Genomic DNA, 21982 nt, shown 5'->3' on the forward strand with positions numbered 1-21982 from the left:
AGCAGGCGCTGACGATGGAAGGAAATGCCATGCCATCCGGAAACACCCAGGTCCGTCTTGCCTCCCGCCCGATGGGCAAGCCTACGCCGGAAAACTTCGAGATCACGCAGACGTCACTTCCCGAACCCGGCGAAGGACAGCTGTTGCTGAAGATCCTTTACCTGTCGCTCGACCCCTATATGCGCGGCCGCATGAATGCGACGAAATCCTACGCCAAGCCGGTCGAGATCGGCGACGTGATGGAAGGCGGCACGGTGGCGCGCGTCGTGCGCTCGCGCCATCCGGACTTCGCCGAGGGTGACGTTGTGTTGTCCCATTCCGGCTGGCAAAGCTACGCCCTTTCCGATGGCGCTGGCCTGCGCAAGCTCGACCCGCAGGCAGCGCCCCTTTCAACCGCGCTCGGCATCCTGGGCATGCCGGGCTTCACCGCCTATTCCGGCCTTTTGACGATCGGCAGGCCGAAGGCGGGCGAAACCGTAGTCGTTGCCGCCGCCAGCGGCGCCGTCGGATCGGCGGTCGGGCAGATCGCGCGCATCAAGGGCGCACGTGCGGTCGGGATTGCGGGAGGTGCCGAGAAATGCGCCTTCGTTCGCGATGAACTCGGCTTTGACGCGGTGATCGACCATCGGGCATCCGATTTTGCCGCACAGCTGGTCGCGGCCTGCCCTGGTGGCATCGACGTCTATTTCGAGAATGTCGGCGGCCATGTCTGGGATGCGGTGTTTCCCTTGCTCAATGATTTTGCCCGTGTTCCTGTGTGCGGGCTGATCGCGCAATACAACAGCCGTCCCGGAGAACCGACCGGCGCCGACCGACTGCCCCTTGTCATGCGCGACGTCCTGAGCAAGAGCCTCAACATTCGTGGCTTCATCCAGAGGGAATTCGCCGACCAGCGCCCCGACTTCTACCGCGCGATGGCCGGATGGATATCCTCGGGCGAGGTGCGCTACCGGGAAGACATCGTTGACGGTCTCGAAAACGCGCCGGCAGCCTTCATCGGCCTGCTTGAGGGCCGAAACTTCGGCAAGCTCGTCATCCGCGTGGCGGCAGAAAACTAGAGCATGCCCGGGAGAAGTGTCTCGGCATTCCGTGAAGATCGGAAACGCTCCAATCGTACCGGCGAGCCTTTGCGCGAACCGCCGTTCGAAACGTCATAGGTGACCGGCGAGACCGACGGCCGCCTTGCCAAGCCCATCCTCGATGAGTGCCGACAACTCGGGCGCGTAGCCGCGCCCGAGCGGCCCGGGCAAGAGCGATAGTTCGGCGCCCCCTTTCAGCGCGCGGACCTCGTCAAGCGCGCTCGTCGCTTCCTCAGTCAAACCGAGCTGGCCCGCGACAGCAAGGCGCAACAGGTTGACGGCATGGTCCGACGCATTCGCCAACTGGCGCACGCGCAACAGGGCTTCCTCGTAGCGACGCTCGCGATAGGCGTCGAGCGCCAGCGTCAGCGCCGCATCGTGATGCAGATATTCGGCGTTTTCCTCGGCCAGGCGCGCCAGCCTTACGCCTTCCAGCCAGTGACCAGAGACATATTGCAGCAATCCGAGCTTGGCGGAGATCGCCTCGTCGAGCGGATTGAGCGCACTGGCCCGCTGTCCCGAAAGAAAGGCGGCCTCGCTGTCACCGGCGGCAAACCGCGCCATCATCTGAGCGACGTAACTCTCGCTAGCCTGCGGGGCCAGCGCAACGGCCCTGTCGGCAAGTTTCAATGCTCTGTTGCCGACAACAGGCGAAGCGGCCGCCTCGCCCGTGGCGACGAGCACCATTGCCAGGCTTGCCGATACATCCGCGTCGTTTGCCCTGTAGGCGAGCGACCGCTCCAGGCAAGACAGCGCGCCCGAGAGATTTTCGCCGTCGCTCCGCGTCAGCGCCATGTTCGCCTGCAACACGCAACCGTAGCCGAGCGACGGCTCGGCGATCTGGCGTGCCGCCTCGAGACTGATGATCACGCCGTTCTCGCCAGCGAGCACGCGGGCGAGCTTGACCAAAAGCGCTTGCTGTATCTCCTCGGCATCGCCGGGAGAAAGAGGTGCTCGCTCCGCGCCGGAACGCAGCGCCTCCTTGCTTTGCGGGTCCACCACCTGCCAGGCGAGTTCAAGGTTGCCCTTTGCCACGCTCGCGTCGATCGACAGCCTGTATTCCTTGCTGCCTGCCAGGCGCACCACCGCTTTCGGAGCCACCCAACCGGTGACCGCGGCGACGTCGACACCGGCGACCGGGTCCTGGGCGAGCGTGCGCACGGACGAAAACTGCGACAACGCATGCACGAGGTCGTCGCCGGCCCTGTTGTTTTGGCCGGTGCCAATTGTCGACGCCGCCTTGACGTCGACGATGACCGTCGGCTTTTCGGAGAGGACCGGCTGCCACGGGAATTGGATGGGCACGGCAGCGTAAAATGCGGCGGCCATGACCAGGATCCCGAGCCCAGCCATGGCGAGCTTGCCCACAGGCATCTGCCGCGGGGCGGAACGTGCCACAACGGCCTCTATCTGAAGCGCCACGTCGGGCGCAGCATGGGCAACTGTCGGCGGCGCAGGCAATGACCGCGGCGATCCGTCCTCGGCCTTGACGAAGAGCGGCACATAATTGCCCTTCGGCAGCTCGATGCGCACCGCAGCCTCGTCGCCCAGCGCCTCATAGTATTGAGCGAGCGCCGCACGCAGCCGCGAGGCCTCTACGCGCACGATGGGATCTGTCGCCGGATCGAAGGAACTCGGCCGAGCGAAGACGTCGATGGCGATGGTGTAGGCTTTCACGGCCCCCGAACGGCCAGCGAAGAACTCGTCAACGAGATACCGAAGCAACTTGCGATGCCGCTCCGTCCCGTGGAAGCGCGGATCGTCGAGCATACGTTCCAGCTCGGCGCGTGCTGCGCGCTCGGGAACAGGGCAATAAGCCGCTCGATTGGCGTCTTCTCCCGTTTTCATACCGCGCCCCCATCTACTACAACTCGAAAGAGAGTGCTAATGCGAGGGAACTCTAAATCAGGGACACGACAGCGAAAAGAAAAATATCGCTCCACATCAAAGAAATTGCGATCAACGCGGTTCGTTTCAAAATCAACCGAAAGATACACTTGAAAACCAGTATGGTTACAGGGGTAAATAGTAGAATTTCCGGATGCGACGTCGCGAGAATAGCTAATCACAACGGATTAGGTTCGTTGCTGGCATTGGAAAGACAAATGGAAATGACTTCCTGCTCGATCTCAAGACAGATCAATTCGTACTCGGCCACCATAGATCCATCCTGCGGATCGCGTCGGCGCTGTCGATCAAGCATGGAGTTGGCTTCGTCATAGGCCTCGCAGAGGCTCGCGAGCGGCATATTCTTGGCACTAAGCAACTGCAACTGGCCGCGCAAGGCCGGAAGCTTGAGCATCAACTTCAAAAGTCCCCGTTGCTTGGCTTCGTTGGGCATTGTGCTGTACCCGATTGAACGACGATCGATGCTGCATGCCACGCCTGCGGGCGATGAAACCATCGCGCCTCTTGCCTAGATCCAGATGCGTCGCCGCAACTCTGATTGCCGGCGCCCCATTCAGATGGGTCTGCCTGGAAACGAATTTCGTCCTGCAGGGGCGACCAACCCCGCCATGCCTCTTTGCCGAAAATTCTCAGGAACCAGGCGCTTCCGGAAGTACGTAACAGTAACATTGGCGCAAGCGCGCTTGACGGGCGCCAATTCGCCGCGCGCAAAGAGACGATCGGCACCGCCTCGCGCACCGCACGGCCTGACGGCATTTTCGACTTTAGCCGCGATGGCGCCTTCAAGGGGCAATCGGCACCGCCGCATTGTCGCGCCCGCTTGCCGGGCTCTGCCAGCGCGCTACAGTTGGGGCCAATCGCCCTGCCAACGCGGATCGATTGCCGATTGTAACTGTTACGTACTTCGATGCCGAATGTTGCAGCGCCTAGAATGCGCACGGTGACGCGCGACGACGCGCCGCGCCGCGTGCTGAGTGCAACGGAGAGATTTCCATGCGATCCCTGGACACAACATCTCATGACCGACGTGGTGCGGCGTTCCTTTTTTCCGGGATCGCCGCAATCCTTTTGTCGCTAACGAGCACAGAGCTTGCGGCAAGCGACGACAAGTTGAGCGGCCTGCCCTCGCTCGTCCTTGGCGGACAGACGGCAACGGCACAGACCCTGCAGTTCGAGACCCCCTTCGACAACAAGGTCAATGCGGGCTCGCTCACCATCGTGCTCGAAAAGACGACCCTCGACGACGTCAAGGCCACGTTCGGCGGCACTGTCCGCAGCCGGTCCGTCGAGGGACTGTCGATCGGCTGGCTATGCTACGAGCTTTCGACAGGCGACCTTCCTCGGCGGATCTGGCTCGTCGCCAACGGCAGGGACGCCGACGCAGCCGACAAGAAGCCGGTAACGTTCATCTCCACGGAAGAGGTTTCAGGCGCCGCCGACAAGTGTGACACACCGACCGTCGCGCTGGCTCCGCTGCTGCTGCCGGTCCCGACCTTGAAGGACGGCACCGACGCGCTGGAAAAGCGCTTCGGTGCAGCGCCGAAGCAAGGCATGGTGCGCTATTCGCACCAGCAGCCGGGCGAACAGAACACGACCGTCATGCAATCGCTCGTCTATCGCCTGAAGGACGGCCTGATCGACGGCATCGCCTTCACGCAGGTTACGTCCAAGTAGCAAGGCACCGGGAATGCCCGCCGCCGCTCTGCCGGCGGGCATTGCGATTGCGAGATCTTTCATTTCTCGAAGGCGTAGATCCTGTTCCAGTCCGCCTTCATGTCGACGAGCAGCCACTTTCGCTGCTCCGCCTCGTTCATCGCCTTGTCCAGCTTGCCGACATGCGACTGCCGGTCATAGGCCCACTCCCGTTCACCGTCCGTGTGATGCACGATCATGCCGAAGCTCGGGCCCGAGCCTGACGTCACCCACCGCAGCATCTCATAGTCGCCGTCGGAATTGCCGGCGGCGAAGATCGGCCGCCGGCCGATGAACTTGTTGATACCGACGGGCTTGCCGGCGCCGTCGTCGATGAAATCGACTTTCGGCTCGCGCATGAGCACAGGCTTATCGCCTTGCAACTCGTATTTTGTCGCGATCGTGCTGCCGACCACCTGTTCAGGGGGAATGCCGTACATCTGCTCCGTCATCGGCCGCATGAACTCGATGCCGCCGCCCGAAACGATATAGGTCTTGAAGCCGTTTTCGCGGAGATAATCGAGAACCTCGCGCATCGGCAGGAAGGTAATTTCGTTGTAGGGCCGGTCGAACCGCGGATGCTTGGCGCTTGCGAACCAATCCTTCACGAGCTTTTCGAATTCCTCGGTGGTCATGCCCGCATGCGTCGCCAGAACGAGCTCGACAAGACCCTTGTCGCCGGCGGCGGCAACACCCGCCATATCGCCCTTGAGAAGCGACGCAAACGGCTCCTTGTCCTTCCACTCAGGATGGTCCGGGGCCATGGCCTTGATGCGGTCGTTGACGAACATCGCCTGGAAATACATCGGCTGTTCGGTCCAGAGCGTGCCGTCATTGTCGAAAACGGCGATACGATCGGCTTCGGCGACAAAATCGGGTCCGCCCTCGGTCGTCACCCGCGTCACGAAGTCGATGATGGCCGACTTTGCCGCTCCGTCGTTCCAGGAAGAAAGGCCGGCCGGCGGCGCATCGGCCGCAAGCGCGAATGCCGGCGCGGCGAGCGTCAATGCCAGCGCGGCGGCGGCCCCCAGCAGCGTGCGCCGCCGCCAGCCGCTGCGATGCCTGTTCGCCCCATTGGAAGTGAGTGGTCCTTCTGCCATTGTCATCGGGTTTTCTCCTGAACGGGGACGAGACGGTCGGTTGGCTCGGGCTCGGCTAGGGCCGGCGGATGCAGCGGAAGCCGATATGGGTCGTGGCGGCATTTTCTTCATGCGCGTGCCGCGCGGCCGGGCGATAGCGACGGCAGTAATTCGGCGCGCAGAGATGCGACCCGCCTTTGACCACCCGCCGCGCGATCAGAATTTCCGGTTGCCTTGGGTCGAAACTCGCCTCACGCCCGCCTCCGCGGGGATTGGATGGGACACAGCAGCTCTTCTGCGCCGGTTCGGGATGATTGCTCGACCAGTAATCGCTCGTCCATTCCCAGACATTGCCGATCATGTCGTAAAGCCCATAGCCGTTCGGCGGAAAGCTCGCGACGGGCGATGTCCGCTCGAAACCGTCTGGACGCAGGTTTTCAGTCGGGAAAGCGCCGTGCCAGGTGTTGGCCATGAAGCGTCCGTCCGGCACCAGGTCGTCGCCCCAGGCAAATTCCGCACCCTCAAGGCCGCCCTTGGCTGCAAACTCCCACTCGGCCTCCGTCGGCAGGTCCTTGCCGGCCCATTGTGCATAGGCCATCGCGTCGACATAGGAGATGTGCACGACGGGATGGTCGAGTTTGCCGCGAATGTTGCTCTGGCGGCCGTAGGGCCTTTTCCAATCCGCCCCGAACTTGAAATCCCACCATTGGGAGGGATCCCGGCTGACGACCCGCTTGGGAGGATCGAAAATGACGGAGCCCGCGCGCAGCATTTCAGGCTTTGCGCCCGGATAGTCCTTGGGATCTGGCGCCTTCTCGGCGACCGTGACGTATCCCGTCGCCTCGACGAAGGCGCCGAACTGGCGGTTGGTGACCGGCGTGACGTCGATCCAGAAACCGTCGACCTTCACCGGATGGGCGGGGGCCTCTTCGGGATAGTGGCTGTCGGACCCCATGGTGAAAGAGCCGCCCTCGATCCAGATGGGCTCAAGTGCGCTCGCATCCATCGGTGTCAGGTCAGCGGTCGGTCTTGTCGATAGGATTTGCATGCGGTTTCAGTCTCCCGGGCAGATGTCTCGGCCATCCTGATGCCGCGAAGTCTAGACGCAAAGCGGCGCGGCCCAAAGTACTTAACTGTTACAGAGACGCAGGCCCCGGTTTCCGACATCGTCCGCGCCGTCGAGGGGGCGTCTGACAACCGTTATCGCCTCCGTCGTTACTGTTACGTTCTTTCCAATCAGCGGCTTGTAACCTTACTCTGCGCAAGGAACGCACATGAACTGGCGCCGGCGGATCGGCCAGAGGGGCGAAATCTCATGGGTACACGCGACGATATCGAGCAGTTGGGCAAACGCATCGGTCAAGCCATTGTCGGCCAGGAGGGCATGATCGAACGCCTGCTGCTCGGTCTCCTCAGCAACGGCCACCTGCTCGTCGAGGGTCTGCCGGGCCTTGCCAAGACACGGGCGATCAAGAGCATGGCCAAGAACCTCGACGCGCAACTGTCCCGCATCCAGTTCACGCCGGACCTCCTGCCGTCGGATATCACCGGCTCGGAAGTGTATTTTACCGAAGGCGGCAAGGGCGAGTTCCGCTTCCAGCAAGGCCCGATCTTCGCCAATCTTATCCTTGCCGACGAAGTGAACCGCGCACCCGCAAAGGTGCAGTCGGCGCTGCTCGAGGCGATGGAGGAGCGGCAGGTCACCGTCGGCGGCGACAGTCACGAACTGCCGGACCTCTTCATGGTGATGGCCACGCAAAACCCGATCGAGCAGGAAGGCACCTACCCCCTGCCCGAGGCCCAGCTCGACCGCTTCCTGATGCATATCCAGGTCGATTATCCCGACGCCAAGTCGGAGGCCGAGATCATGCGGCTGGTGCGCTCGGAGGAAACGGCGACGACGTCGAAGGCCAAGTCGGACGAAAAGCTGGCGCAGGACGCGGTCTTTACAGCCCGCAAGGAAATCTCGGCGGTGACCGTCTCGAGCGCGATCGAGGACTATATCGTCGCCCTTGTCGTGGCGACCCGCTACCCGGACAAGCTCGACAAGGATCTCGCCAAATGGATCCAGGTCGGCATCAGCCCGCGCGGCGTCATCGGCCTCGACAAGGTCTCGCGCGCGCACGCCTGGCTGAAGGGGCGCGATTTCGTCACGCCTGATGACGTGCAGGCAACCGTGCACGACGTCTTCCGCCACCGGCTGGTCCTTTCCTACGAAGCCCATGCCGGCGGCACGACGGCGAACGAGGTGGTCGACCGGATCGTGCAACTGGTCGCTGTCGCCTGACAAAAGGAGAAGGCCCGATGGCAATATCCTTGCCCGCATTCGCAAGATCGAAGGGCATTTCCCGTCCGGCACAGGTGGAGATGTCGGGCGCCTATACGTCCGTCGACGAACTCGTCGCGCTCGAGGCGATCGCCTGCGACTTGAGTTTCCTGCGCAAGGCGCCAGTGAGGCGACTGCTTGCCGGACGTCACGAGTCGCGCATGCGCGGCCGCGGCCTGTCCTTCGAGGAGCTGCGCGAATACCTGCCTGGCGACGACATCCGCACCATCGACTGGAGGGTCACGGCGCGGACCGGCAAACCGGTCGTGCGGGTTTATGACGAGGAGAAGGATCGACCGGCGCTCGTGATCGTCGACCAGCGCATCAACATGTTCTTCGGCAGCCGCCGGGCGATGAAATCGGTCGCTGCGGCGCAAGTGGCGGCCCTGTGCGCCTGGCGCATTACGGCGCTCGGCGATCGGGTCGGCGGCTTCGTCTTCGGCGACGAGACCGTCGACGAAGTCCGCCCCCACCGCAGCCGCGAAGCCGTCATCCGTTTTGCCGACGTCATCGTTCGCCACAATAAAGCGCTCACGGCAGGCTCCACGGTCGCAAGGGGCGACGAGCAACTGGATCTGGTGCTTGCCACCGTCGCCAACATCGCCAAGCACGACCACCTGATCATCGTGGTCAGCGATTTCGACGGGCATGGCCTCGAGACGCGCGACATGCTGCTCAAGCTTTCGGCCCACAACGACGTCATCGCCATCCTGATCTACGACCCCTTCATGCTGGAGCTGCCACGCAAGGGTGACATCGTCGTCAGCGGCGGCGCGTCACAGGCCGAACTGCAGTTCGGCCAGGCCAACGTGCGCGAGGCGATCGACGGTTTCGCCCGCAAGCGCGGCCGGGCGTTGCGCGCCTGGCAGGAAGACCTGGGCCTGCCCATGCTTCCGATCTCGGCCGCTGAAGAGATCGCGCCGCAGTTGCGCGCCATGCTCGGCCAATTGGCCTGGCGTCAGCGGAGACGCTAGCGATGGAAGGCGCGCCCCCGCCAACGGTCGATCCGGGTCTTGCCGCGGCACTGCGAGGTCTTGCCGATATTGCCTCGCCGCCTGATGTCTCGATGCTGCCGCAGACCTGGGCATGGGCGGTACTGGCCGCGCTCGTCGTCCTCGCGATCGCGTTTGCCCTCTGGCGCTGGTTGCGCCACCGCGCGATCAATCGCTACCGCCGCGAAGCCCTTGGCGAACTTCGCCTGATCGAAGCACGCATCGGTACGGCACAGACGCGCGGCGACGCGCTCGCAGCCCTGCCCGCCATCCTCAAGCGCACCGCACTTGCCGCCTGGCCGCGTGAAACAGTCGCCAACTTGAACGGCCCCGGCTGGACCCAATTCCTCGATGCTCATTCCGGCGGGAAGCCCCTTTCGCAAACGTCCGCACACTTCTTCGAAGAGGCCGAATATCGCGGCCCGGCGGCGCTGGCGTCCATTCCCGCAGATGAAGCGCGCGCCCATGTTGCCGCTGCACGCCATTGGATCGAGGCGCACCATGTACGTACTTGATCATCCATGGCTGCTGGCACTGCTGCCGATCCCCGTCGTCGTCTGGTGGCTGCTGCCCGCCTATCGCGAGCAGTCCTCGGCGATCCGCTTTCCCTTTTTCAAGGACATCACGGCGGCAGCCGGCATCGGCGCGACCGAAGGCTCGGTCGTGCCGAAGACCAATTTCGGACAGAAGCTGGTCGCGCCCATCTGCTGGATCCTGGTCGTCCTGGCGTTGGCCCGGCCGCAATATATCGAACCGCCGATCGAAAAGACCGAACCGCAGCGCGACCTGTTGTTGGCGATCGACCTGTCGCAATCGATGGATACGCGCGATTTTCACGATCCCGCCGGCAATCTGCAGGCTCGCGTCGATGCCGTGCACAAGGTGGTCGCCGACTTCATCGACAAGCGCCCCGAAGACAGGCTCGGCCTCGTCGCCTTCGGCGACGCGCCCTATCCGCTCGTGCCTTTCACGATGGACCACAAGACGGTTCAGGCGATGCTGGCCGACAGCCTGCCGGGCATGGCGGGTCCGCGAACGGCCATCGGCGATGCGATCGGCCTTGCCATCAAGATGTTCGACCAGAGCACGGCGCCCGACAAGGTTCTGATCCTGCTCACCGACGGAAACGATACCGCAAGCAAGATGCCGCCCGACAAGGCCGCCGGCATCGCTGCCGACAAGCACATCGTCATCCACACCGTGGGTATCGGCGACCCCAATGCCCAAGGAGAGCAGAAACTCGACACGTCCGTGTTGCAGCAGATCGCCACAGCGACGAAGGGCCGATACTTCTTCGGCCAGGATCAGGCGTCGCTCGAGAACATCTACGTGCTTCTCGACCAGCTGACGCCAGCCAACCAGAAGACCCTTTCCTGGCGACCGCGCATCGAACTGTTCCACTATCCGCTCGGTGCGGCGCTGATCGTCCTTCTCCTCTATCACGCCGCCATGTGGCTTCTCTCCGCGCGGACCACCCGGCAGCGCGAAAAGGGGGCCGACGCATGATCGCCGATTTCCATTTCCTGCGCCCTCTTTGGCTGCTCGCGTTGCTGGCCGCGCCACTGCTCGTCGTCCTGATCGGCCGGCGCACCGACGTGCGCGCGCAGTGGCAGGGCATGATCGCGCCGCATCTTCTCGATCATCTGCTGATCGAAAAGGGCGGAAAACACTGGTTCCACCCCGTCCATCTGACGGCAGCCCTGATCGCGGTTGCCGCGATCGCTGCTGCCGGGCCGACGTGGCAGCGCGAAAAACCGCCCTTTGTCGAGGACACCGCGCCTCTGGCGATCGCCATCGACCTGACCGAGACGATGAACGCCACCGACATCTCGCCGACGCGCCTGGAGCGCGCCAAGCTCAAGGTGCAGGACATTCTTTCGATGCGCAAAGGCGCGCGCACGGCGCTCTTTGCCTATGCCGGCAGCGCCCACATGGTGCTGCCGCTCACCGACGATGCCAACCTGACCAAGACCTATCTGGCGGCCCTGTCGCCCGGTATCATGCCGGTGACCGGCCGGGACACCGGCAAGGCGCTGCAATTGGTGGAGGCCGCGCTTTCCAGCGAGACCGTCCCGGGCACGATCCTGTTCATGACCGACGGCGTCGAGCGCACGGCCTTCGACGCCTTTGCCGGCTATCAGGGGCGAAACGATCTGATGGTGCTCGGCATCGGCACCGCCGACGGTGGCCCGGTAAAGACGGCCGACGGCCAGTTCCTCACCGACGCGACCGGCGCGCGCGTTCGCGCCAAACTCGATGTCGACGCACTGAAAGCCCTGCAGTCTGCCTCGAAGGCCGAGGTGGCAACAGTCACGCCCGACGATGCCGACGTGCGCTGGATCGTCAGGCGGATCCAGACGAGCTTCGCACAGAAGACAGCAGACGGTCTGACGCGCTGGTATGATGCCGGCTGGTGGTTGACCATCCCGGTTGCGCTGATGGCCGCGCTCTGGTTCCGGCGCGGCTGGTCCGTGCGCTGGGCCGTTTTCGTGCTCGCCATCGGCACGGTGTTGTCGGGGGGAAAAGCGGAAGCGGCGGACAACAGCTTTGCCGATCTGTGGTTCACCCCGGACCAGCAGGGACTGCGCGCCGTCCAGCGTGGCGATTTCCAAGCAGCCGCCGACGACTTCACCGATCCGGCCTGGCAAGGCATAGCACTCTATCGCATCGGGCGCTTCCAGGACGCCATCGACGCCTTCGCGCAGGCTGATACGGCCGAGAGCTACTACAATCAGGGCAATGCGCTGATGCATCTCGACAAGGCGGAAGAGGCGATCGCGGCCTACCAGCAGGCCCTCAAACGTCGGGCGGACTGGCCCGAGGCAAAACAGAACCTGGCGGTGGCTGAAAAACGCAAGGCCGACAAGGACAAACTGGAACAGGACGCCCAGCAGGAGCAGGCCGGCATCGACCCGGACGAGGTGCAATTCGACGAGAAGGGGAAGAAGGGCAAGGAGGGTACGGTTCCCGGCGGCGCGCAGACCGCCGACATGTGGATGCGCAACATCCAGGTGTCGCCCGCCGAACTGCTGGCGCGCAAATTCGCGATCGAAGCCAAGGACACGAAGCCATGACCGCGCGCATCTGGCCCATTCTCGTCGCGTTGATCGTCTCCTTGCTGTCGCTGGCAACTAGCGCTGTGGCCGCCGATCCTTTCGCCCGCGCAACGATTGCGACCAAGGGTACGATCTACGCCGGGCAGCAGGTGGAGATCGATGTCGACGTTTTCGTGCCGAATTTCTTCCTTTCGCCGCCGCAGTTTCCGCTGTTCGACCTGCCCGGCACCGTGGTGACGATGCCCGACGATCGCGGCCTCAATCTCAACGAGACCGTCGATGGCGTCGGCTTCTCCGGTATCCGCAAGACCTACATCGTGACACCGCAGGCCGCCGGCGACTACACCTTGCCACCGGTCGAGATCCCGTTCGGCTACGCGGCCGTTCCGGGCGAGACCACGCAAGGTCGGGTGACGCTGCCGCGTTTGCGCCTGACGGTCGCCGCAGTTCCCGGCAGCACCGGTGCCCAGGCGGGCGTGACGGCCGCCAAGGTGACGATCGTCCAGACCTTCGATCGTGATCTGACGAGCCTTGCCGCCGGCGACGCCCTCGTGCGCACCGTCACCGTCAATGCGGCCAGACTGGCTGCGATGATGATCCCGGAGCCGTCCTTCGACGCTCCGGCCGATGTCCAGGTCTATGTCCACGACCCCGTTCTCTCCGAGGACAAGTCGGAGGAAGGCGACCTGCGAGGCGGCATCCGCAAGGACACCGCAACGTATGTCTTCGGAAAGCCTGGGGATTACACGCTGCCTGCGATAACCCTGCAATGGTTCGACCCGTCGAGTGGCAAACAGCAAACCACCGAAGCGCCGGCGGTCAAGGTTTCGGTTGCCGCAGCACCGGCCACCACGACCGCGCTCGCACCGCCGCCTCCCCCGCCCGAGAGGCAGGCAGTCGACTGGCAATGGTGGGTCGCCGCTGGCCTGGCCGTCATAGGCCTGGCGCTCTTGATCCACTTCAGCGCCGTTCTCGCCGGCCGCATTCAGGCATGGTTCGAGGAGATGCGAACGCTGAGGCAGCAGTCCGAAGCGACGGCATTCCGGCGCGTCGACGAGGGATGCGGAAGCGGTGATCCAAAGCGTCTCGAAGCGGCGCTCGACGCCTGGTCGCGCAGGACGGGAAATGTGCCGTTGACGACATGGCTCGACCGCTTCGCAGACCCCGGGACGAAAGCGGCCTTTGCCGCCCACCAGCAGTCGCTCTATCGCGTCGCGCAGACCGCGACAAAGCCGAACCTCCTGCCGCTCAAGGCGGGTCTGGGCAAGGCGAGGCGGCGCTGGCTCGATGAGACCGCGGACTTGGAGCCACCGTCCGGAAACACGTTGCCCGATCTCAATCCTGCACTCGAGGCCGATATGCCGATCGACCGTTAGCGCCTGCGCGCACGGTTGCGGCAACGTTTGCACACAACGGATTCAGCCACATTTGCAGGGCATGTCTGCGCCGATGGCGGCGCGCCAGCGTGGTGGTCGCGACGGGGCATCACGCCCACATCTCAAGCGGCATCGAGCGACTGTCTTCATCGTCCCAACCGCCAGTGCCGCCCACACGTGGCGCGCCCGGCGGGCGTCCCACAAGAATAATTCCGCAAGAAGGGACGCAAGGCGCGAAATATTTGCACGACCACCCTTGCGAATGGCACGGATTTGCAACACGAGGCCCGCTGCCGCGGTGTATCCTTTGCCGCAGTCATACCAACCAACTGTTGGACAGGGAGGCAGGATATCTCATGACGGATCAGGACAAAGCGGCAGAGGCCGCGACATCGCGGGCAGCGATGGACGGCGAACTGGGCATTCTCGCGCGCCGGCGCATCGAGGCGGGCATTATCGCGCCAATCTATGAGGCGATGCGCGAGGAGATCGGCGAGGCACGCGCCCAGGCGATCCTCGACAAGGCGGTCAGCCGGGCTGCCATCGAGGCGGGCCGGACATTTGCAGCCAAGACACCCGGCGGCACCAATCTGCGAACGTTCCAGGAGCTGCAGGACCTCTGGACGCAGGACGACGCCCTGACGATCGAGGTGACCAAGGCGACCGACGAGGAATTCCACTACAACGTCAAGCGCTGTCGATACGCCGAGACCTATCGCGAGATGGGCCTCGGCCATATCGGACATCTGCTTTCCTGCAACCGTGACGGCGTGTTCTGCACCGGCTACGATCCGCGCATTACGCTGGAGCGTACACAGACGGTGATGCAGGGCGCCTCCCATTGCGATTTCCGCTACCGCCTGAACGCTGACCCGGCCGCCGGAGAGCAGAAATGACCGCGACGGGACAGGCACGCCGTGCACCGACTTCGGGCGACAACATGCCCGCCATCAACGGCGATCGGCTCTGGGCCGATATCGTTTCGACCGCCAGCTTCGGCGGCGCCGACAAGGGCGGCGTCACCCGGCTGACATTGACGGAAGAGGACCGGCAGGCTCGCGACTGGTTCGTCGACGAATGCCGCTCGCTCGGCTGCACCGTCGAATTCGACCAGATCGGCAACATCTTTGCCACCTATCCCGGCGAAGACCGATCCCTGCCGCCGATCGCAGTCGGGAGCCATCTCGATACCCAGCCGCAAGGTGGCCGGTTCGACGGCATTCTCGGAGTTCTGGCCGGCGTTGAGCTGATCCGGACGCTGAAGGAAACGGCGACGGTGCTGCGCCATGATCTTACCGTCATCAACTGGACGAACGAGGAAGGCTCGCGCTTCTCCCCGGCGATGATGGGGTCGGGCGTCTTTGCCGGCGCATCGCCGCTATCGAAGATCGAGGCGGTTCAGGATCGGGATGGAGCCACCGTTCGGGCGGCACTCGAAGCAATCGGCTATCGCGGCGAAATTCTGCCTGGCCATGTCGGTTTTGCCGCCTATGTCGAATTGCACATCGAACAGGGACCGCTCCTGGAAGCGGCCGCGACCGAAATAGGCATCGTTACAGGCGTCCAGGGTGTGCGCTGGTTCGATGTGACGATCACCGGGACGGAAGCCCATGCCGGCAGCACGCCCATGGAACAGCGCGATGACGCGCTGGTCGCGGCCTCGCAGATCGTGCTTGCGGTGCGCGATATCGCGCGCCGGCACTCGCCCGGCGTCGGCACGACAGGCTTTGCCGCCGTCGGCCCGAATTCGCGCAATGTCGTGCCGGGTTCCGTGCACTTGCAGATCGACATGCGCCACCCCTCCGATACCGGGCTCGACCAGATGCAAGCTGCGCTTGAACAGGCGATCGACGCGCTGGACGCCCGGATCGTGCTCGACCGCATCTGGTCGAAGCAGCCGGTCGTCTTCGATCCCCTCATTGTCGATGCGGTCCGCGCCAGCGCCGGAGCGCTCGGCCATTCCGCCATCGAGATGGTCTCCGGCGCCGGCCACGACGCCGCCCATCTCGCCGGTATCTGCCCGACGGCGATGATCTTCGTGCCGTCGAAGGATGGCCTGTCGCACAACGAGGCGGAATACACATCGCCGGAGGAATGCGCGCGCGGCGCCGACGTTCTGTTGCAGACGGTGCTGCAGATCGACCTCAAGTAACGATACGCCGCCGGCAGGACTTTCCAGCCGGCGACGCTGATTTCAATAGGCGCTGAAGCGCCCCGCAGGTGCCTGTTCAGGCGCGGGCCGAATCCAGCTGTTCCTGGTCCTTCTCGACCTGCTGGGCCTTCAGGTAGCTTTCGATCAGCAGCTGATACTCCGGGAAGATCTTGGTGTAGATCTCGGCCCATTGCTGGGCGTCATCGCGGTGCCAGGTGCGCTGCAGCTCGGAGGCGACGGCCGCCGTGTCCATCGGGACGACGCCTGCCTGAACGACGCGGGCAAGCGTGATCTCCTGCGCCATCTTCGAATAGGTGCCGGACGCATCGACGACGGCAAAGACCTTGTAGCCCTCGTGCGCGGCACTGATCGCCGGGAACGCCATGCAGACGCTGGTGATGGTGCCGGCGATGATCAGCGTCTTGCGGCCGGTCGCCTTGACGGCTGCGACGAAGTCCGGATTGTCCCAGGCATTGATCTCGCCGCGACGGGCGACATACTTGGCATGCGGCGCGTTCGCGTGGATTTCCGGGATCAGCGGGCCGTTCGGGCCCTGCGGCACCGATGCCGTGGTGATCACCGGCATCTTCGCCAGCGTCGCCATGCTGGCAAGTGCTGCTGCGTGGGCGCGCAGCTTCGGCATCGGCATGTCGTTGACGGTCTGGAACAGGCCGCTCTGATGGTCGATCAGAAGCATCACCGCATCATCGGGATCGATGACCGGGCGGGCGCCGTTGAAGTTTGCGACATTCGTCATGGCTTTTCTCCTGTGCGTGGGACCGGGGTTAGCGGGACGCCTTGGTGGTGGTGTAGCTGGTGATCAGGTTGCGGTAGTCGGGGATGTGGTTGGAAAACAGCGTTCCAAGTCCTTCGACATCGTTGCGCCAATCGCGATGCAGTTCGCAGGCAAGACCGAACCAGGTCATCAGCTGGGCGCCAGCCTGAGACATGCGATCCCAGGCCGAATGGCGGGTGATCTCGTTGAACGTGCCCGACGCGTCAGTGACCACGAAGACGTCAAACCCTTCTTCGAGTGCGGAAAGCGCCGGGAATGCGACACAGACTTCGGTGACGACGCCGGCGATGATCAGCTGCTTCTTGCCCGTCGCCCTGATCGCCTTGACGAAGTCTTCGTTGTCCCAGGCATTGATCTGGCCGGGCCGCGGGATGAACGGCGCATCCGGGAACATGTCCTTCAGTTCCGGCACGATCGGGCCGTTCGGGCCGTCCTCGAAGCTCGTGGTCAGGATGGTCGGCAGCTTGAAATATTTGGCGAGGTCGGCGAGTGCCAGGACGTTGTTCTTGAACTTGTCCGGGTCGATATCCCTCACCAGCGAGAGCAGGCCCGCCTGGTGGTCGACGAGCAGAACCGCAGCCTGATCCTTGTCGAGACGCTTGTAGGTTTTTGCCATAATGAATCTCCTTCATTTTTCGTCATGTCCGCGTGCTCTGGCCGCCAATCGGCCATCATAGGCTCGGCGCGGAGATCCGAGCCCATGGGAACTCAAAGTGCGGGTTGGGAGACAGCGCCGAAGCGGCCGCTCTGGAAATCGGCGAAGGCCTGGCGGATTTCGTCATAAGTGTTCATCACAAAGGGGCCGTGCATGACCACCGGCTCGTCGATCGGCTCGCCGGAAAGCACGAGTGCCGTCGCATCGGTGCTCGCATCGAGCGTGATGGCTCCGCCTTCGCGGCTCATCAGCCCGAATTGGGCTTCGCCGATCAGGTCGCTGCCGTTGACGAGCACGGTCCCGTGCAGCACCGCCAGCCCGACCGAATGGCCCTCGGGCAGATCGAGCGCCAGCGAACCGCCTTGCTTCAGCCGGAGATCCCAGAGGTTGATCGGCGTGAATGTCCGCGCGGGTCCCTTGCGACCCTCAAATTCGCCCGCGATGACCCTGAGGGTGCCGGCACCCTCCGGCAGCGTGACGGTCGGAATGTCGCCATTGGGCAGGGTCTGATAACCCGGTCTCGCCGACTTGGCGCGCGCCGGCAGGTTGACCCAGAGCTGAACCATCTCAAAGGTCCCGCCGTCCCTCGTGAAGGCTTGCGAATGGTATTCCTCATGCAGGATGCCGCCTGCGGCCGTCATCCATTGCACGTCGCCCGGACCGATATGGCCGCCATTGCCGGTGGAATCGCGATGATCCACTTCACCGCGATAGACGACGGTTACCGTTTCGAAGCCGCGATGCGGGTGTACGCCGACACCGCGCGGCTGTGCCGCGGGCGCAAATTCCGTCGGGCCGGCATAGTCGAGCAGCAGGAAGGGGCTTGCGTGCTCGCCGACACTGTCATGGGACAAGAGCGAACGCACCGGGAAGCCATCGCCGACCCAATGCTGCCTAGCGTTTCCGAAGATGCCGAGTATCTTGCGCATGTCTGTTTCTCCTTGTGCATCGCGTGACAGGCGATGACGTTGGGAGGAACATATTCTCGTGACAAATCTGGCGGTAGACGCCTAAAACAGACTATAGTGTCCTATCAATAGGACAATAAATCACCATGCAGGACTTGAACGATCTTAAGCTTTTCGTCGATGTCGTCGAGCAGAACGGCTTTGCCGCCGCCGCACGCAAGCTCGACATGCCCCGCTCACGGCTCAGCCGTCGCATCGGCCTGCTGGAAGAGCGGCTCGGCGTCCGGCTTGTCCAGCGCTCGACGCGCCACTTCGTGGTCACCGATATCGGCAAGGAATATTACCGCCATTGCGTCGCCATGCTGGTGGAAGCCGAAGCCGCACAGGAGGTGATCGACCGGACGCGCTCGGAGCCCCAGGGCGTCGTGCATGTCAGTTGCCCCTCCTCGGTGCTCTATTTCCAGGTCGGCGACATGATCGCCCGCTTCATGGCCGGATGCCCGAAGGTCGAGGTGGTGCTGGAGAGCACCAACCGGCAGGTGGACGTCCTGCGCGAAGGCATCGACATCGCCATCCGCGTGCGCTTCCCCCCGCTGGAGGAAAGCGATCTGGTCATCAAGAGGCTGGCCGAAAGCGCACAGCGCCTGGTCGCCAGCCCGACGCTGCTCGGCAAAAGCACCCGACCGCTGACCCCCGCCGACCTCACGGCGTTTCCAAGCATGGCCTGGAATTCCAACCGTCTTGAGCACGACTGGCGCCTGGAAGGGCCCGATGGCGCCACGGCCATCGTGCGCCACAAGCCACGTCTGGTGACAGAAGACATGGTGGCCCTGCGGCTTGCCGCATTGAACGGCGTCGGCGTCACGCAACTGCCGGCCATGGTCGCCAGGCAAGACCTGAAGGACGGGACACTGGTCGACGTACTCCCCGACTGGGCGCCGCGGGCCGGCATTATTCACGCCGCATTTCCGTCGCGGCGCGGCCTGCTTCCGTCGGTGCGGGCGCTTCTCGATTTCCTGGCGGCGGAATACGCCGAGCTTGCGCGTCTGGACGAGCCGAGGACGTGATCCCGGGCGACCCTTCGTCGCTCACCCGTTTCAGGCTATGTCTGCGGTGCGGGTCTTGAGGATCGCGGAAAAGCGCGGATCGAAGGTGCGGCTGATCGGCTCGGCGGCTGCCCCGATCGCGACCGCCCAAGGGTCGGTAAAGCCGACTTGCAGGCGCGGCAGGATGCGATCGCGGCGATCGGCGAGCGATGGCAGCAACGGTTGCATCGTGTCCGTCAACAGTTGCGCAAGACCTGGCGGCAGTCCGCCGCACAGGATCACCGTCTGCGGATCGAAGATCGTTTCGAGCGCCTGCACGGCCGCACGCAATTCGTAGACGGCCGTATCCAGCCAGCCGGGCAATCTGGCATCCTCGGCCATCACGGCCGCATCGATGTGGGCATAGAGATCCGGGTCGGCCGGGTCGAGTTCAAGCAGCTTGCAGAGCGACGCGATCGATACGCGGTATTCGAGCGGCGTGCGCTCGTCATTGGCCGCGCCGCGCGGCAGGCTGAGGATCATGCCGATCTCGCCGGCATTGCCGTTTGCGCCGCGGTAAAGCTCGCCATTAAGGATCAACCCGGCACCGAGACCATAGCCGAGATAGATGCAGATCGCGTGATCGACGCCGTGGGCGGCGCCGACGAGACGCTCGGCCGTGGCTGCGGCGGCGGAATCGTTCTGGAGCGCGACGTCCAGGCCAGTGCCGGCGGCAAGCGTTTCAAGCAGCGGAAAATTCTGCCACGCCGCCATCATCCAGGGATCATCGACATCCGCGTCGATACCGAATGGACCGGGCATGGCCGCCCCGAGCCCGACAAGGCGCTGCTCGGATTGCGGCGCGACCGCAGCGAGGTCCCGCCTTGTCTTTTCGATCAGGTCGAGAATGGTCTTGACCCCGGTCGCCGGCCCCCCGGCCGGCAGGTTGGCCTCGCCGCGCGCCAGAACCGTGCCGACCAGATCGACCGCAATGGTGCGCGTGACGTGCCGATCGATCTGCAGGCCGATGGCAAAGGCACCCTCGGCAACGAGACGATAGGGCGTCGACGGCTGTCCCCGGCCGTTGCGCACGGCTGCGAGCGACTGCACCAGCCCATCGCGCTCCAGCTCTTCGATGATGTTCGACACCGTCTGCTTCGTCAGCGCCGTCGCCCGGGCAAGATCGGCGCGGGACAACTGCCCGTTCAGCCGCAGCGCGTCGATCATGACGCGGCGGTTGTGGGCGCTCGTCCCTTCCTGGTTGGTGCCGCTCTTTGCCCGGATCGGGCGCAAATCATTCATGCTGAAAACCCTCTTGACACTGTTAGAATATTGAACAAGAAATAAGTCAAGACAATTGACTTAATAAGGAGCCGCAAGAGCTCCGGGGAACGAAGGTGACGGCGACAGGCCGCACGAGCGCTCCGACAGATATGTCGACGGCCGTCCGCTTGCGGACGGATTTCTCATATTCGGCCCACCGGGGAGGTGTTCCGTGAAACCTGAAACGCTCAGTTATTGGAGGCAGGAATGTTGAAATCCATTAAAACCACGCTGCTCAGCGCAACCTTGCTCGGCCTGTCCTTTGCCGGCCACGCCTATGCCGAGACCACGCTCAACGCACTTTTCATGGCGCAGGCCGCCTACAGCGAAGACAACGTGCGCGCCATGACCGAGGCCTTCACCAAGGCCAATCCGGATGTGAAGGTAAACCTCGAATTCGTCCCCTATGACGGCCTGCACGACAAGACGGTGCTGGCGCAGGGATCCGGCGGGGGCTACGACGTCGTGCTCTTCGACGTCATCTGGCCGGCGGAATACGCCACCAACAAGGTTCTCGTCGACGTTACCGACCGCATCACCGACGAGATGAAGTCGGGCGTGCTGCCCGGCGCCTGGACGACGGTCGAATACGACGCCAAGCGCTACGGCATGCCGTGGATCCTCGACACCAAATATCTGTTCTACAACAAGGAAATGCTTGAGAAGGCCGGCATCAAGGCGCCGCCGAAGACTTGGGACGAACTGACGGAACAGGCCAAGATCATCAAGGACAAGGGCCTCGCTGCAACGCCGATCGCATGGAGCTGGTCGCAGGCGGAAGCCGCGATCTGCGACTATACCACGCTGGTCAGTGCCTATGGCGGCAAGTTCATCGAAGGCGGCAAGCCGGCCTTCACCTCGGGTGGTGGCCTCGACGCCCTCAACTATATGGTGACGAGCTATTCATCGGGCCTCACCAATCCGAACTCGAAGGAATTCCTCGAAGAGGACGTCCGCAAGGTCTTCCAGAACGGCGAAGCCGCCTTCGCGCTCAACTGGACCTACATGTACAACCTCGCCAACGACCCGAAGGAAAGCAAGGTCGCCGGCAAGGTCGGTGTGGTGCCGGCACCCGGTGTCGCCGGCAAGAGCGAGGTTTCGGCCGTCAACGGTTCGATGGGCCTCGGCATCACCACGACCAGCAAACATCCGGACGAAGCGTGGAAGTACATCGTCCACATGACGTCGCAGCAGACGCAGAATGCCTATGCCAAGCTCAGCCTGCCGATCTGGGCCTCGTCCTATGACGACGCCGCTGTCGCCAAGGGCCAGGAAGAGCTGATCGGCGCTGCCAAGCTCGGTCTTGCCGCCATGTATGCGCGCCCGACGACGCCGAAGTATCAGGAGCTTTCGACGGCCCTGCAGCAGGCGATCCAGGAAGCGCTGCTCGGCCAGGCTTCCGCCGAGGATGCGCTGAAGACCGCCGCCGAAAACAGCGGTCTCTGATCCCACGGCTTCGACCTCCCGGGTGGCTCCGCCGCCCGGGACTTGCCGGGACATTGCCGCCGGCAATAGCATGACCACCTGCGGCGTAGTTCCTTAAATCGGCATCGCTTTAAGGCAGTGCGCGACAGGTTTAAAACGTAGCAACGTCCTATGCGCGTCATGTCGGACG

20 protein-coding genes are annotated in these 21982 nt (G+C 63.7%); 12 read left to right on the plus strand and 8 right to left on the minus strand.

Annotated features, from left to right (window positions below; all coding sequences use genetic code 11):
* The first annotated feature begins 29 nt into the window (after positions 1-29).
* Positions 30-1058, plus strand: a complete 1029-nt coding sequence (locus RTP54_RS16120; protein ID WP_312364095.1) for an NADP-dependent oxidoreductase — start codon at positions 30-32, stop codon at positions 1056-1058.
* 93 nt (positions 1059-1151) lie between these two features.
* Here the strand turns inward: RTP54_RS16120 and RTP54_RS16125 are convergent, their stop codons facing one another.
* Complete coding sequence (locus tag RTP54_RS16125) at positions 1152-2927, minus strand: hypothetical protein (protein WP_312364096.1); 1776 nt, start codon at positions 2925-2927, stop codon at positions 1152-1154.
* Between the two features lie 217 nt (positions 2928-3144).
* Positions 3145-3420, minus strand: coding sequence for a hypothetical protein (locus RTP54_RS16130; protein ID WP_112809709.1), 276 nt, complete (start codon positions 3418-3420; stop codon positions 3145-3147).
* A 560-nt stretch (positions 3421-3980) separates the two neighbouring features.
* On the opposite strand from RTP54_RS16130, the gene RTP54_RS16135 reads away from it, so the two are divergent.
* On the plus strand, positions 3981-4661 hold the full coding sequence (locus RTP54_RS16135; RefSeq protein WP_112818340.1) for a hypothetical protein: 681 nt from the start codon (positions 3981-3983) through the stop codon (positions 4659-4661).
* A gap of 59 nt (positions 4662-4720) precedes the next feature.
* Here the strand turns inward: RTP54_RS16135 and RTP54_RS16140 are convergent, their stop codons facing one another.
* A complete protein-coding gene (locus tag RTP54_RS16140; RefSeq protein WP_409517155.1) occupies positions 4721-5779 on the minus strand; it encodes an HAD family hydrolase in 1059 nt (352 codons plus the stop codon).
* Positions 5780-5834: 55 nt separating this feature from the next.
* Positions 5835-6764 carry a formylglycine-generating enzyme family protein gene (locus RTP54_RS16145; protein ID WP_112818351.1) on the minus strand — a complete coding sequence of 310 codons (930 nt, stop codon included), beginning with the start codon at positions 6762-6764 and terminating at the stop codon, positions 5835-5837.
* A 309-nt stretch (positions 6765-7073) separates the two neighbouring features.
* Here RTP54_RS16145 and RTP54_RS16150 point away from each other — a divergent pair, with 309 nt between their 5' ends.
* The 8 genes from RTP54_RS16150 to RTP54_RS16185 all read left to right on the plus strand — a co-directional run bounded on the left by RTP54_RS16150 (position 7074) and on the right by RTP54_RS16185 (position 15660).
* Positions 7074-8045, plus strand: a complete 972-nt coding sequence (locus RTP54_RS16150) for an AAA family ATPase (RefSeq protein WP_112809670.1) — start codon at positions 7074-7076, stop codon at positions 8043-8045.
* A 17-nt stretch (positions 8046-8062) separates the two neighbouring features.
* Positions 8063-9058 (plus strand): DUF58 domain-containing protein, encoded by a 996-nt coding sequence (locus RTP54_RS16155; RefSeq protein WP_312364101.1) that lies wholly within the window; start codon positions 8063-8065, stop codon positions 9056-9058.
* A 2-nt stretch (positions 9059-9060) separates the two neighbouring features.
* Entirely contained in the window at positions 9061-9591 is a 531-nt protein-coding gene (locus RTP54_RS16160) for a DUF4381 domain-containing protein (protein WP_312364103.1), read from the plus strand.
* Positions 9578-10582, plus strand: coding sequence for a VWA domain-containing protein (locus tag RTP54_RS16165; protein WP_312364105.1), 1005 nt, complete (start codon positions 9578-9580; stop codon positions 10580-10582). The genes RTP54_RS16160 and RTP54_RS16165 overlap by 14 nt, the downstream gene beginning before the upstream one ends.
* Positions 10579-12150 (plus strand): VWA domain-containing protein, encoded by a 1572-nt coding sequence (locus tag RTP54_RS16170; RefSeq protein WP_312364107.1) that lies wholly within the window; start codon positions 10579-10581, stop codon positions 12148-12150. The genes RTP54_RS16165 and RTP54_RS16170 overlap by 4 nt, the downstream gene beginning before the upstream one ends.
* A complete protein-coding gene (locus tag RTP54_RS16175; RefSeq protein ID WP_312364109.1) occupies positions 12147-13508 on the plus strand; it encodes a BatD family protein in 1362 nt (453 codons plus the stop codon). Before RTP54_RS16170 ends, RTP54_RS16175 begins: the two co-directional genes overlap by 4 nt.
* A 356-nt stretch (positions 13509-13864) precedes the next feature.
* Positions 13865-14404 (plus strand): L-2-amino-thiazoline-4-carboxylic acid hydrolase, encoded by a 540-nt coding sequence (locus RTP54_RS16180; protein WP_112809676.1) that lies wholly within the window; start codon positions 13865-13867, stop codon positions 14402-14404.
* Positions 14401-15660: a M20 family metallo-hydrolase gene (locus RTP54_RS16185; protein WP_312364112.1), complete on the plus strand. Its 1260-nt coding sequence runs from the start codon at positions 14401-14403 to the stop codon at positions 15658-15660. Before RTP54_RS16180 ends, RTP54_RS16185 begins: the two co-directional genes overlap by 4 nt.
* A gap of 76 nt (positions 15661-15736) precedes the next feature.
* On the opposite strand, the gene RTP54_RS16190 is transcribed toward RTP54_RS16185, so the two are convergent.
* The 3 genes from RTP54_RS16190 to RTP54_RS16200 form a co-directional block, all read right to left on the minus strand.
* Positions 15737-16417, minus strand: coding sequence for an isochorismatase family protein (locus RTP54_RS16190; protein WP_112809677.1), 681 nt, complete (start codon positions 16415-16417; stop codon positions 15737-15739).
* Positions 16418-16445: 28 nt separating this feature from the next.
* Positions 16446-17072, minus strand: coding sequence for an isochorismate family cysteine hydrolase YcaC (gene ycaC, locus RTP54_RS16195; protein WP_112833727.1), 627 nt, complete (start codon positions 17070-17072; stop codon positions 16446-16448).
* 92 nt (positions 17073-17164) lie between these two features.
* Complete coding sequence (locus tag RTP54_RS16200; RefSeq protein WP_312364118.1) at positions 17165-18040, minus strand: pirin family protein; 876 nt, start codon at positions 18038-18040, stop codon at positions 17165-17167.
* A 125-nt stretch (positions 18041-18165) separates the two neighbouring features.
* Between RTP54_RS16200 and RTP54_RS16205 the strand changes: the two genes are divergently transcribed.
* The gene (locus RTP54_RS16205; RefSeq protein WP_312364120.1) at positions 18166-19086 is read left to right on the plus strand and encodes a LysR family transcriptional regulator; all 921 of its coding nucleotides are present in this window, start codon (positions 18166-18168) and stop codon (positions 19084-19086) included.
* A gap of 30 nt (positions 19087-19116) precedes the next feature.
* Here the strand turns inward: RTP54_RS16205 and RTP54_RS16210 are convergent, their stop codons facing one another.
* On the minus strand, positions 19117-20346 hold the full coding sequence (locus RTP54_RS16210; RefSeq protein ID WP_312364122.1) for an ROK family transcriptional regulator: 1230 nt from the start codon (positions 20344-20346) through the stop codon (positions 19117-19119).
* 228 nt (positions 20347-20574) lie between these two features.
* Between RTP54_RS16210 and RTP54_RS16215 the strand changes: the two genes are divergently transcribed.
* A complete protein-coding gene (locus RTP54_RS16215; protein ID WP_312364124.1) occupies positions 20575-21813 on the plus strand; it encodes an extracellular solute-binding protein in 1239 nt (412 codons plus the stop codon).
* Positions 21814-21982: the final 169 nt, after the last annotated feature.

The sequence above is a fragment of the Ensifer sp. genome (genome assembly GCF_031989085.1).
In the GTDB taxonomy this organism is placed as follows: Bacteria; Pseudomonadota; Alphaproteobacteria; order Rhizobiales; family Rhizobiaceae; genus Ensifer.